This window comes from Pseudonocardia sp. C8, from assembly GCF_014267175.1.
GTDB lineage: Bacteria > Actinomycetota > Actinomycetes > Mycobacteriales > Pseudonocardiaceae > Pseudonocardia.
On the sequence record NZ_JACMTR010000002.1, the window covers coordinates 5,143,739 to 5,156,752 of the forward strand.

Sequence of the window (13,014 nt, forward strand, 5' to 3'; positions counted from 1 at the left end):
GGAGCTGCCTGCCGGAGTCCGTCACGGGCAGAACGAAGCCCGGTGCGGCGGGATGCGGCGCCGGGACCGGCCCCGGCGAGGGCGCCGGTTCCGCACCGCGGACGGTGAGATGAGGGAGAACTGCAGGTCGGAGCAGCTGAGGTGAGGCACACTTCATCCGCAGATGCGGATGAATCCCGTCACGTTAATCCGTATTAACACGTTGTCCCGACAACATTGCGACGACCCGATCGGGTGAGTGCGGGCACCCCCGTCGGTGGGTAGTGGCGCGGGGCTCACGTCTCGGAGCGCGCGCTCACCCCCGCCGGCGGGGCGTGGCCGGAGCCGCGCACGCGCGCCCGCAGGGCGTCGACCAGCGCCGGGAGGACCTCGTGGAGGTCCCCGACGACCGCGTAGGTCGAGCGCGTGACCATCGGCGCCTCCGGATCGGTGTTGATCGCGAGGATGGTCCGGGCGTTCATGCAGCCGACCCAGTGCTGGGTCGCGCCGCTGATGCCGCACGCGATGTAGAGGTCCGGGGCGATCCGGGTGCCGGTCAGCCCGACCTGGTCCCGGTGCGGGCGCCACCCGTTGTTGGTCGCCACCCGGGAACAGCCCACCGCGCCACCGAGGAGGTCGGCGAGCTCCTCCAGCACGGCGTACCCCTCGGCGCTGCCCACCCCGCGCCCACCGGAGACGACGACCGGGGCGGTGGCCAGCGAGACGCCCTCGGCCCGCGGGACTCGCTCGACCACCCGGGTGCGGGCCAGTGCCGGGTCCAGCTCGGGGGTGAAGTCGACGATCTCCGGTGTCCCGGTGGCGGCAGGCGTCTCCGCTCCGGCGGCCGCGCCCGGTGCGACGGTCGCGAACGCGACCGGCGCGCTCAGCTCGGCGTCCTCGAGCAGGACCCCGCCGCTGCGCAGGCGGGTCAGCGACCACGGATCACCGGGCCGCAGCGCCACGCAGCGCGTGGCCAGCGGCACCCCGGCCCGCGCCGCGGCCTGGGCCAGGACCTCGTCGCCCCGCTCGGTCGCCGCGGCCAGGAGCCCCGCGGGGCCGGCCCGGGTCACGAGCTGGGCCAGGCTCTCCCCGTACGCCTCGGGGGCGTAGCCACTCAGCAGGTCGTGCCGGATCCGGTGGACGCACTCGGCGGGCAGCCCGTCCGGCACGGTCCCGATCACGACGGCGTGCACCGGCAGCCCGGTGCCGTGGGCCACCGCGAGCAGGTCATCGGTGCCCGGACCGGGCACGCCGTCCTCGTCGGTGTCGATCAGTACGAGCAGCATCAGAGCACCCCGAGCTCGGTCAGCTTCTCCACCACTGCGGGCACGGCCGCGGCCCCGGTGCCGAGCACGACGGTCTCCGGCCGGTCCTCGCGGGGGCACCGCAGCCCCACCGTGCGCAGCCCGCCGGGCTCCGTCCGGCCCGGGACGGTGCGCAGCTCCGCCTTCCGGGCCCGCATCCTGCCCTTGATCGTCGGGTAGCGCGGGAGGTTGATCCCCTCCTTCACCCCGACGGCCGCCGGTAGCGGCACCCGGTACACCTCGTTGCCACCGGGGGTCTCGCGGTGCAGCACGACTCCCTCACCGTCGATCTCCATGCCCTTGATCCCGGTGACCATCGGCAGCCCGAGCGCGCGCGCCACCCGGATCCCGGCCTGCGCGTTCCCGGCGACGGCCGAGTCGGTGCCGAACAGCAGCAGGTCGTAGCGGGTGCCCCCGTCGGCCGCCGCCCGCACGGCCGCCGTGATCGACGCCGCGGTCGGCTCCGGGGCCAGCTCCTCGGTGGGCACCTCGACGAGCACCCCGTCGTCGGCGCCCATGGCGAGCGTGTACCGGAGCTGCTCGGCGGCGTCCGGCGGCCCGACGGTCAGGACGGTGACCCGCGCGGTGCCGCCGCCGGCCCGGTGCTCCTCGGCGATCCGGACGGCGGCCTCGACCGCGCACTCCTCGTGCGGCCCGACGGTGAACCCGAGGTGGCGGGTGTCGATCGCCATCCGGTCCTCGGTGAGCGTGATCCGCGCGCCGACCGCCGGGGTGCGCTTGACGCACACCAGCACGTCGCGCCGGGCCGGGTCGTCGGCCGTGCTCATGTCAGCCCCGCATCCGGCTGTCGTCCGGGTCGAACAGCGGGGTCCGCCCGACCCGGGCGACGGTCACCGGATGGTCGTGGTTCATGTAGCGCACGGCCAGCCGGGTCCCCTCGACGGCGCGTTCCCGCGGCAGGTACGCCATCAGCAGGTGCCGGCCCAGCGAGGGGGCCGCGCCCGCGGTCGTCACCACGGACGGGCGGCCCATCCGGTCGACGAGCCGGTCGCCCTCGAGGGTCACGACGGGTTCGCCGCCCTGCGGGACGCGTCGCGTGCCGTCCGCGCCGGTGTGGTCGTCGACGGTGAGGGTGCACAGGATCGCGGCGGGGGCCTGCTCGCGGGCCCGCAGGTAGGCCTGTCTGCCGATGAAGTCGTGTGCCTTGACCCGCGGCAGCGCCAGCCCGGCCTCCACCGGGTCGTGCTCGGAGTCCAGCTCCGCGCCCATCAGGCGGTAGCCCTTCTCCAGCCGCCCGGTCGTGCCGTAGACGCCGATCCCGGCGGCGACGACGCCGAGCGGCTCCCCGGCCGCCCACAGCACGTCCCACAGCCTGCGGCCCTGCTCGAACGGGGCGTGCAGCTCCCAGCCCAGGTCACCGACGTAGGACACGCGCAGGGCCAGTACCGGGACGCCGTCGATCGTGATCCACTTCGCCCGGCCGAAGGGGAACCCGCCCGCCGAGACGTCGTCCGGCGTGACGGCCGCGAGCAGGTCACGGGCCCGCGGGCCCCAGACGCCGACCGTGCACACCCCGGAGGTGATCTCGGTCAGGCTCGCCGCGCCGTCGGTGGGCAGGTGGGCGGTGAACCAGGCCAGGTCGCGCGGCCCGTCGGCCGCCCCGGTGATGACCCGGAACCGGTCGCGGCCGAGCCGCACCACCGTGAGGTCGGAGCGGAAGCCGCCGTTCGGCGCCAGCACCGGGGTGTAGATCATCCGGCCGTCCGGCCTGTCGACGTCGGCCACCGTCAGGCCCTGCAGGTACCGGCACGCCCCGGGGCCGGTGACCTCGAACTGGGTGAACGCGGACAGGTCGATCATCGCCACCCGCTCGCGCATGGCCAGGTGCTCGGCGTCGATGATCGGGGACCACCACCGGGCGTCCCACTCGTGCGGCCGCTCGGAGATCCGGCCCGCGAACTCGGCGAGCAGCGGCCGGTTGGCCTCGTACCACTGTGGCCGTTCCCACCCGCCGACCTCGAAGAACTCCGCACCGAGCGCGGCCTCGGCTGCGTGGAACGGCGACAGCCTGCGGTCCCGGTCCGCGCTCCACTGCTCGCGCGGGTGCACGATCCCGTAGGTCTTGTTGAACCCCTCGGACGTGCGCGCCCGGACGTGCGTGGCCGCGCGCTGGTGCGGGCCGAACCGGGCGATGTCGGCGGCGTGCAGGTCGATCCCGGGGACGCCGTCGGTCATCCACTCGGCGAGCCTGCGGCCCACACCGGGCCCCTCCTTGATCCAGACCGCGGCGGCCGACCACAGCCCGCCCACCTCGGGCACCGGGCCGAGCACCGGGGCGCCGTCCGGGGTCAGCGAGAGCAGCCCGTTGATCGCGTGCCGGATCCCGGCGTCCGGCCGGGAGAGGATCTCCGGGAACGCCGCCAGCGCCTGCTCCAGCTGCGGGTCGAAGTCCGCCTCGGTGAACGGCAGCTGGGTCGGCGACAGGGCGGCGGCCGCGAGCGAGGGGATCTCGTCGGGCTCGTGCAGGATCGGCCGGTGGGCGTAGGAGCCGATCTCCAGGTCGGCCCCGGACTGGCGCTCGTACATCAGCGCGTCCATGTCCCGCACGATCGGGTAGGCGATCTCGCAGCCGGTGGCTTCCAGCTCCGGGATCGGCCCGACGTCGATCATCTGGTGCACCGCGGGGGTGAGCGGGATGCGGGCCCCGGCCATCGCCGCGATCCGCGGGCTCCACACCCCGCAGGCGACGACGACGGTGCCGGTCTCGATGTCGCCGCCGTCGGTGCGCACCCGGACGACCTGCCCGCCCTCGGTGTCGATGCCCAGGACCTCGGTGTTCGCCCGGACCGTGAGCGCGCCGAGCTCCTGGGCGCGCTCCCGCATCAGTGCCCCGGTGCGCAGCGGGTCCACCACGGCGACCGACGGCGTGAAGAACCCGAGCAGCACGGTGGAGGTGTCGAGGAACGGCATGCGCTTCGCGATCTCGTCCGGCCCGATCAGCTCGGCCGGGATGCCCCACGCCGTGGCCGAGGACATGCGGCGGTGCAGCTCCTCCACCCGCTCGGGGGTGCGTGCGAGCTCGATGCCGCCGCAGGTGGTGAGCGTGCCGAACTTCTCGTACTGCCGCATCGAGTCCAGGGTCAGCGCGGTGATCTCCTGCGAGTGGTCGACCGGGAACACGAAGTTCGACGCGTGCCCGGTGGAGCCGCCGGGATCGGGCAGCGGCCCCTTGTCCAGCAGCACGATGCCCCGCCGCCCGCGTTCGGCGAGGTGGTGGGCCAGCGAGTTGCCGACGATGCCGGCGCCGATCACCACGACGTCGGCCCGTTCCGGTGGTGTGGTCATGACGTCCTCCTAGGACGGTCCGGTTAGGACAGCCCGACGATCTCGCCGTCGTCGTCGATGTCGATGCGCTCCACGGCGGGCGACGACGACAGCCCCGGCATGGTGCGCATGTCGCCGCAGATCAGGTAGACGAACCCGGCGCCCGCCGAGAGCCGGACCTCGCGGACCGGCAGCCGCCAGCCGGTGGGCGCCCCCGGCCGGGAGGGGTCGGCGGTGAGCGACAGGTGGGTCTTCGCGATGCACACCGGGAGCCGGCCGAACCCGTTGCGCTCGCAGGACTCCAGCTGGCGGCGCGCGAGCGGGGTGGGGTCGACGCCGTCGGCGCCGTACATCCGGCGGGCCACCGTGTCGACCTTGTCCAGCAACGGCAGGTCGTCGTCGTAGAGCATGCGGAAGCCGTCCGCGCGCTCGGTGCAGGCGTCCTCGACCGCCCCCGCCAGGTCGGCGGCCCCGATACCGCCCTTCGCGACGTGGTGGGTCACCGCGGCGCGGGCGCCCTCCTCCGCCGCGACCTGCATGATCGCGCGGCGCTCGCTGTCGAAGTCGGACGGGAACGCGTTCACCGCGACCACGGGCGGCACGCCGTGCGCGCGGACGTTCGCGATCTGGCGGCGCAGGTTCGCGGCCCCCTCGAGCACGTGGTCCGGGTTCTCGCGGAGCATCTCCTCGGGCAGCGGGCGCCCGGCGACGACCCGGTACCGGCCGGAGTGTGCCTTGAGCGCCCGCACCGTGGCGACGACGACGGCGGCGTCCGGCACCAGGCCGGACGCCCGGCACTTGATGTTGAAGAAGCGCTCGGCACCCATGTCGGCGCCGAACCCGGCCTCGGTGACCAGGTAGTCGCCGCTCCGGATGCCGATCAGGTCCGCCACCACCGACGAGTTGCCGTGCGCGATGTTGCCGAACGGTCCGCAGTGGACGAATGCGGGTGTGTGCTCCGCCGTCTGCATGAGGTTCGGCTTGATCGCCTCGCGCAGCAGCACGCACATCGCGCCCGCCGCCTTCAGCTGCTCGGCGGTGACCGGGTCACCGCCGCGGTCGGTGCCAACGACGATCCGGCCGAGCCGCGCGCGCAGGTCCGGCAGCGAGTCGCACAGCGCGAGCACCGCCATCACCTCGCTGGCGGCCGTGATGTCGAAGCCGGTCTCGCGCGGGTTGCCGTCGTCCCGGCCGCCGAGGCCGGTCACGACGTGGCGCAGGTTCCGGTCGCAGACGTCGAGCACCCGGCGCCAGCTGATCGACCAGGGGTCCAGGCCGGAGGCGTTGCCGCGGTGCAGGTGGTTGTCCAGCACGGCGGCCAGCAGATTGTGCGCGGCGGTGACGGCGTGCAGGTCCCCGGTGAGGTGCAGGTTGACCGTCTCCATCGGGACCACCTGCGAGTAGCCCCCGCCGGCGGCGCCGCCCTTGATCCCGAACGTGGGTCCCATCGACGGCTGCCGGATCGCGATCACCCCGCGCCGGCCGAGGTGCCGGAACGCCTGGCCGAGCCCGATCGTCGTCGTGGTCTTGCCCTCGCCGAGCGGGGTCGGCGTGATCGCGCTGACCACGACGTAGCGGCCCCGCGGCCGGTCGGCCAGCTCGGAGGCGGCGTCGAGGGAGACCTTGGCGACCGAGTTCCCGTACGGCTCCAGGTGGCGCGGGTCGATCCCCGCCTCGGCCGCGATCTCCGGCAGCGGCCGCGGTGCGACGCTGCGGGAGATCTCGATGTCGGTCGGCATGACCCACCCCCTTGTGGTGCTCGCGACCGCGGATCACGCGGCGACGCGACGGTGCGCCAGCTGCAACCAGCGCAGCGTGGCCTCGACCTGGTTGAACGTGTAGACGTGCAGGCCGTCGAGCTCGCACCGGCCCGCCGCGACGTGCGCGCCGAGCCGGCGCACCAGCCCGTCCGGCCGGTAGCCGTTCGGCCGCAACAGCTTTCCCGCCAGCGACCGGTGCCCGCGGAGGAAGCGGGCCGAGGACCCCACCCCGATCCGCAGGCTCACCCGGAGCAGCCGGCCGGCGTCGACGGCGCCGGGGATGCCGGCCACGACCGGCAGGGTGACCCCCCGTTCCCGGGCCCGGGCGGCGAACGTGCACACGGTGTCGGCGTCGAAGCAGAGCTGGGTGACCGTGTAGGTGGCGTGCTCCTGCTTCTCGCGCAACAGCTGCCACAGGGTGTCGCCGGGCAGCCCGCGCAGCCCCTCCGGGTACGACGGCACGCCGACCGAGGTCATCGGGTGCCCGAGCTCGGCCATGGCGCGCAGCAGCGACAGCCCGTCCGGGAACTCCCCCGCCGGCTCCGGGGCGTCCCCCGCCACCACGAACACGTCCCGCACGCCGGCCCGGTCCAGCCGGTCGAGCACCCCTGCGAGCTGGGCACGGCCGGTGAACTGGCGGGCCGCGAGGTGCGGGACCGCGCGGAACCCCCTGCCGGACAACGCCTCGGTCAGCTCGACGGTGGCGTCGACCCCCTGCCGGGGCGACGCCGTGACCGTCACCGTCGCGCCGGCCGGCAGCGCGGCGGTCGCGTCGAGCGCCCCGCGCAGCGGGAGCAGCTCGAAGCGGGGCCGGGCGAGCAGCCGCGCCGTGGCGCGGCGGCTGCCCGGTGTCGATCCCCCCATGCCACTCAGCCCTTCGGGGTCGCCTTGGTGGGGTCCACGAACGGCTTCGGCACGACGACGGCCCGCCGCACGCCCTGCGGCGTCACCACCTTCAGCTCGGTGCCGATCCCGGTGAGCGGCACCGGCAGCATCGCCAGCCCGATGTTCCGGTCCAGCCGCGGCGACCAGCACGCGCTCGTCACCCGGCCCACCTCGACGCCGTCCGACTCGACCGCGAACGGCTCGATCATCGACCCGTCGTTGAAGGAACCGAGCCGCGGACCGTCCATCTCGACGCCGGCGATCTGGCGGCTCACGCCCTCGCTCCGGATCCGGGCCAGGGCCTGCTTGCCGACGAAGTCGGCCTCTTGGTCCAGGTCGACCATCCAGTGGTAGTCGTAGCCGACCTCGAGCGGGTTCGTGTCGAGGGTGATGTCGCAGCCGTAGGCCAGCATCCCGCCCTCGATCCGCCGGATGTGGCAGGGACCGATCGCCCGCATGCCGTGCGGTCGCCCGGCCTCCCAGATCCGGTCCCACAACGCACCCGCGTTGCGGGTCGCCTCGAACAGGTAGATCTCGTAACCGATCTCGGCGCTGTAGCCGGTGCGGCTGACCACCACGTCGATGCCGTCGAGGGTGTACCGGCGCATCCCGTAGTAGGGGATGTCCAGCACGTCGCTGCCGAACAGGTCGGTCATCACCGGTTTGGCGAGCGGTCCCTGGACCTGGACCGGGGCCACGTCGACCTCGCGGACCGTGACGTCCCAGCCGCCGGCGTGCGCCAGGCCCATCGCCCACAGCCCGGCATCGCTGTCCGCAAGGGACAGCCAAAACCGGTTGTCCTCCAGGCGGAGCAGGACCGGGTCGTTGATGATGCCGCCGTCCGGCGCAGTCATGAACACGTACTTGCACTGCCCCACCGCACACCGGTGCAGGTCACGGGGGACGAGGTAGTTGGTGAAGTCGAACGCCTGCGGCCCCGAGATCTCGAGCTGCCGTTCGACGCCGACGTCCCACAGCGTGACCCCGGTCAGCAGCGCGTGGTACTCGCCGATCGGATCACCGTAGTGACGCGGGTGGTAGGTGTGGTTGTACACGCTGTACATCGCCACGCCGTGCTCACGCGACTTCCAGAAGTACGGCGACTTCCGCAACCGGCTGTAGAGCAGGATGCCGGGTGCGCCGACGACCGGGGTTTCTCGCGAGGACTGCTGTGGCTCAAGTACGTCCGTCATCCGGATCGCCTCGCTCCGAGAGTTGCGTATCACGCAATGGATCTGGCGTGACGCAACGAGTGTGCGCGTCGTCACACCGGCCCGTCAAGAGCCGAATTCGACGATCCTCCAGGGGATTCCGGCCCGTGATCGTGCTGGCCACGGCGGGACGGGGTAACCAGGACTCGAGTGGCTCGTTGCAGGTGCTACGCGAACGGCGGTACGCCGTCCGTGCAGTTCCAGCCGACGGCAAGGGCGCTCAGGTGATGGAAACGGCCACTGCGGAATCCACGGGTCTGCGACCACTGCTCGACCAGCTCCGGGAGGTCGTCCCGGTGAACGTCCTCGGGGCGGGCTGGGCGGCTCGGCCGACCGAGCCGGTCAGCCTGACGGAGTTCTCGGGCACGAGGACCGAATCCCTGAGCGGGCTCCGGATCGATCGGGGGCGCGGGATCGGGGGGCGTGCGCTCGCGCTGCGCAAGCCCGTCAAGGTGCGGGACTACACCACGGCGTCGAACCTCCCTCGGGACTACACGCGCGCGGTGTCCGCCGAGGGCCTGCATGCGATGTACGCCCTGCCGATCAGCGTGCTCGACGGCCCGACCGGCCTGGTCTACGGCGCGTTCCGCACCGAGGTGGAGATCTCCGACCGGCTCGTGGCGGCGACCGCCGCCGTCGTGCGCAGGTTCGAGTTCGAGTGCTCGGTACACGTCGCCGCGCGGCGGCAGGTCGAGGAGCTCCGCGCACGTGCCGAACGGCTGACCTGCGGCCCGCGCGCCCCCGAGGCGGCCGCAGGCAGGCTGCGCGAGCTCTACGCCGACCTGCGTCACCTGTGCGCGACCGCGGACGACAGCCCCCTGCGGGACCGGCTGGAGGATGTGCTGAACGACGTCGAACGCCGCTTCGGCTCGAGGTCGTCGCCGGTGCCGCGGCTCGCCCGCCGAGAGATCGACGTTCTGGCGCAGGTCGCGGCCGGGCACAGTGCCGCGCACGCCGCCGTCCGGCTGGGGCTGGCCCCGTCGACGGTGAAGGCCTACCTCCGTTCGGCCTACCGCAAGCTCGGCGTGCACAACCGTGTCCAGGCGGTCGCGGCGGCCCGCGCGCTCGACGTCGTGCTCTGACCGACACCTCCTTTCGGACGGTCAGCCCCCCGAGCGGTCCTACCGTCCCGGGCACCGGCCGCATCTGTGGCGCGTGGTGGCGATTCGCCCCGACCGGCGTGGCCTTCCCGGCCGCCGGCCCACCGTTCGAGAGGAACCGAATCGACGTGCAGGACAAGGTAGTCGGCCGCCGGGCCTTTCTCGCCCGTCTGGGCGTGCTCGGTGCGGTGGTGGCGACCGGCGGGCTGTTCGCCGACCGTGCCGTCGCCGCCGTCGGGCTCGAGCCGGACGGCTCGGCGCTCGACCAGATCGTCGAGGACCTGCAGCCGGTCCTCGCCGAGCTCGCCCGGGACACGCTGAACGGCCTGGTCGTGATGGTCTGCCCGGGCCCGGACGAGTACTCGCGGGCACAGGGCACGCCGCGCCCCGAGGACGGCGCGCTCGAGGCCCGCGCGACGGATTTCATGATCGCTTCGCTGGACGGCTTCGTCCCGTTCCCGGACCAGCTCGGCACCGCGCTGGCCGGGGGCCTGGCAAGCGGCCTGGAAGGAACAGGCATCACGTTGCCACCGGCGCAGGCCGCCCTGCCGATCGGTCAGGTCGGCACGGTGGACCGGGCCCTCACCACGTTGTTGCGCAACGACGCGACGCTGCCCTTGTCGGCGGTGGTCGCGATGCTGCTGAACCTGGTGGCCACCCAGGTCGACCCGGCCGCGGTGCACGGCCCGTTCCTCTCGCCGTTCGCCCGCCTGTCCTACGCGGGCAAGTGCGCCGTGTTCGAGCGGCTCGAGGGGCCGGACCCCGCCCTCGTGTCCGTCCTGGACTCGAAGGCGCCGGAGCCGTTCACCGGGACGCTCTCCGGAATGCTCCGGTTCCTCGCCGGCGCGCTGCTGGAGTTCGCGGCCTACGGCAGCTACGGCGAGTGGGGCGTGTTCGACCCCGACCAGAAGACGCTCTCCGAGCAGCCGGTCGGGTGGCGCCTGACCGGGTACCAGCCCGACGGCGTCGTTCAGGGATGGGACGAAATGATCGGCTACTACCAGGACCGGGAGCGGGTGAGCGCCTGATGCGCGACGTCATCGTGGTGGGCGCCGGCGGTGGGGGCGCCGTGGTCGCCAAGGAGCTCGCCGCCCGCGGCCTGGACGTGCTGCTCCTGGAGGCAGGCCCGCGGCACGCCGACATCACCGAGGAGTGGACGCACTACGAGAACGACGCGAACAACCCGCTGACCGGGTTCCTGCGGTTCGGGCCCTCCGACCGGTCGCAGCCGGCCTGGTACCGCGAACTTCCGCAGAACTCGTTCCTGTGGCAGCTCTCCGGCGTCGGTGGCACCACCCAGCACTACTTCGGCAACTGCCCGCGGGCCTATCCCGGTGTGTTCGCCGGCTACGACGGTGCCGACCGCGACGCCTACGACACCGCCCACCTGTTCCCGTTCGGCTACTCCGAGCTGGTGCCCTACTACGAGTGGGTCGAGGCGACGCTGCCCGTGCAGACCGCCGCGATGGGGCGCAAGGAGGAGGTGTTCTTCCGCGGCTGCGAGCAGCTCGGACTGCCGGTGCAGACCGCGAAGACCACCACCGAGGACTCCTACCGACCGCAGGAGAACGCGATCCTGCAGCCCGGGGGCGCCGCTGGCCGGGTGTCCGGCTACGAGGGTGAGCCGCGGCTGCTCTACCCGGAGGCGACCGGGTGCACGTTCTGCGGATACTGCTTCCAGGGGTGCTCGCACCCGGCGAAGGCGCCGCGCAACCTGATCGCGAAACGGTCCACCGACAACAGCTACGTGCCGATGGCGCTGACCGCGGACCGGTGGGCACCGGGCGGCCGGCCGGTCACCCTGGTCACCGACGCGTTCGTCACCCGGGTGCACACCGAGCAGCGCGGTGGCCGGACGGCGGCGAGCGGGGTGACCTGGCGGGAGGGCGCCACGGGCGATCACCAGCGCGAGGACGCCAAGGTCGTCGTGCTCGCCGCCGGCTGCACGGAGAACCCCCGGCTGTGGTTCAACAGCGGGCTGCCCGACCCCAACGACTGGGTCGGTCGCGGCTACACCGACCACTACTTCGACTGGATCATCGCGAGCTTCGACTCCTACACCGGCTCCAGCAAGGGCACCGGTTCCTCGGCACGGTCGGACTGGCCCGGGCGCGGCGGCGTGATGAACGTGGGCCTCCCGCCGGCGTTGAAGGCCTTCACGATGACCTTCTCGGACAGCGGGATCCGCGGGCAGTACGGGAACGGCCGGGGCGAGGCCGGCCCCTGGGACGGCCCGGCCGGTCGGCTGATGGGACCGGAGCTGAAGGACATGATGATGGGCGGCATCGACCAGATGTTCTGCATGCTGGTGATGACCGACGACGACGTGGAGCGGCAGAACCGGGTCACGCTCTCCGCGCTACCGGCCGACGAGCACGGCTCGGTGGCCAAGGTGGAGATGCACCAGCGGCAGCGGTCCCGGCGCACCGTGGCCAATCGCGAGTTCCTGGTCCGCAAGGGTGTGGAGATCGCGCGGGCGGCCGGGGCGCGCACGGTGCACCGGATGGACTGGCCCCCGCTGATCCTGCACGTCCAGTCCACCATGCGGATGGGCGAGTCGGAACGGAACTCGGTACTCGACGCCGACGGCCAGGCCCGCTGGGTCGACGGGCTCTACGTCGCGGACAACTCCGCGCTGGCCAACTCGGCCGCCGGTGTCAACCCGACCCTGACCACGCAGGCGGTGGCGACCCGGACCGCCGAGAAGATCTTCACCAGCCGGTTCGGCGGGGCCGCGTGGGTGCGCTCCGAGGCCCCGGTCGTCTCCACCGACGACCGGGTCGCCCAGGGCATGGACGACCTCGGCCTCTAGAGGCCGGCGGGTCCGCGTCCGTCCGGCGCTCGTGCCGCGAGCACCGTTCAGGCGGTGATCTTGTCGAGTTCCGGGAAGTACCAGCGCAGGATCGACCGGAGCCGGTCGGCACCCGGCCGCCCCCAGTCGCGCTGCAGCTCGGCTGCCAGCGAGATGGCGGTGACCGGCTGGGCTCCCGCCCGGATCATGCGCTGCATCGCGCGCTCGTGGGCGTCGACGCTGACGCCGCCGATGGCGTCGGAGACGGGGTGGACCTCGTAGCCTTCGCGCAGCATGTCCAGGGTGGGGAACGCGACGCAGACCTCGGTCCACAGCCCGGTCATGATGATCTTCTTGCGACCGGTGGCCTCGACCGCGGCCCGGAAGTCGGGGTCCTCCCAGGAGTTGAGCGTGGTCCGGTCGATCTCGGGGACGTCCGGGAGTTCGGCGCGGAGTTCCTCGATCGTGCCGGTGTTGACGCCCATCTCGACGCCGACCGTGCTCAGCACGACCGGCAGCTCGAACGCCCGCGCGGCGCGGGCGACGGCGGTGGTGTTGAGCATCATCAGCTCGGGGCTGGTCGAGCGGACCGTCTGGACCTGCTCGGGCTGATAGTCGATCAGCACGAGGGCCGCGTTGTCCGGGGAGATCAGGTGGTCGTCCGGACGTACCGGGGTCTGGCCTGCCATGGCGTTTCCT

At 73.0% G+C, this 13,014-nt stretch carries 10 protein-coding genes; 3 read left to right on the top strand and 7 right to left on the bottom strand.

The features are described 5' to 3' along the window. Positions 1-275: 275 nt before the first annotated feature. From H7X46_RS24505 to H7X46_RS24530, 6 genes are read right to left on the bottom strand one after another with little or no spacing between them, the layout of a single operon-like run. Positions 276-1,265 (bottom strand): electron transfer flavoprotein subunit alpha/FixB family protein, encoded by a 990-nt coding sequence (locus tag H7X46_RS24505; protein WP_186361600.1) that lies wholly within the window; start codon positions 1,263-1,265, stop codon positions 276-278. After that, positions 1,265-2,071, bottom strand: coding sequence for an electron transfer flavoprotein beta subunit/FixA family protein (locus H7X46_RS24510; RefSeq protein ID WP_186361601.1), 807 nt, complete (start codon positions 2,069-2,071; stop codon positions 1,265-1,267). Before H7X46_RS24510 ends, H7X46_RS24505 begins: the two co-directional genes overlap by 1 nt. A 1-nt stretch (position 2,072) precedes the next feature. Beyond that, positions 2,073-4,589: an FAD-dependent oxidoreductase gene (locus H7X46_RS24515; protein WP_186361602.1), complete on the bottom strand. Its 2,517-nt coding sequence runs from the start codon at positions 4,587-4,589 to the stop codon at positions 2,073-2,075. 23 nt (positions 4,590-4,612) lie between these two features. Next, the gene (locus H7X46_RS24520; protein ID WP_186361603.1) at positions 4,613-6,307 is read right to left on the bottom strand and encodes a formate--tetrahydrofolate ligase; all 1,695 of its coding nucleotides are present in this window, start codon (positions 6,305-6,307) and stop codon (positions 4,613-4,615) included. Positions 6,308-6,340: 33 nt separating this feature from the next. Continuing rightward, positions 6,341-7,192 (bottom strand): methylenetetrahydrofolate reductase, encoded by an 852-nt coding sequence (locus H7X46_RS24525; RefSeq protein WP_186361604.1) that lies wholly within the window; start codon positions 7,190-7,192, stop codon positions 6,341-6,343. 5 nt (positions 7,193-7,197) lie between these two features. Then, positions 7,198-8,406, bottom strand: a complete 1,209-nt coding sequence (locus H7X46_RS24530; protein WP_186361605.1) for a glycine cleavage T C-terminal barrel domain-containing protein — start codon at positions 8,404-8,406, stop codon at positions 7,198-7,200. Between the two features lie 245 nt (positions 8,407-8,651). On the opposite strand from H7X46_RS24530, the gene H7X46_RS24535 reads away from it, so the two are divergent. From H7X46_RS24535 to H7X46_RS24545, 3 genes are all read left to right on the top strand, one after another. Further along, on the top strand, positions 8,652-9,506 hold the full coding sequence (locus H7X46_RS24535; protein ID WP_186361606.1) for a LuxR C-terminal-related transcriptional regulator: 855 nt from the start codon (positions 8,652-8,654) through the stop codon (positions 9,504-9,506). A gap of 146 nt (positions 9,507-9,652) precedes the next feature. Then, positions 9,653-10,552, top strand: coding sequence for a hypothetical protein (locus tag H7X46_RS24540; protein WP_186361607.1), 900 nt, complete (start codon positions 9,653-9,655; stop codon positions 10,550-10,552). Next, complete coding sequence (locus H7X46_RS24545; protein ID WP_186361608.1) at positions 10,552-12,336, top strand: GMC family oxidoreductase N-terminal domain-containing protein; 1,785 nt, start codon at positions 10,552-10,554, stop codon at positions 12,334-12,336. The genes H7X46_RS24540 and H7X46_RS24545 overlap by 1 nt, the downstream gene beginning before the upstream one ends. Before the next feature lie 47 nt (positions 12,337-12,383). Here the strand turns inward: H7X46_RS24545 and H7X46_RS24550 are convergent, their stop codons facing one another. Continuing rightward, positions 12,384-13,004, bottom strand: coding sequence for an isochorismatase family protein (locus tag H7X46_RS24550; protein WP_186361609.1), 621 nt, complete (start codon positions 13,002-13,004; stop codon positions 12,384-12,386). Positions 13,005-13,014: the final 10 nt, after the last annotated feature.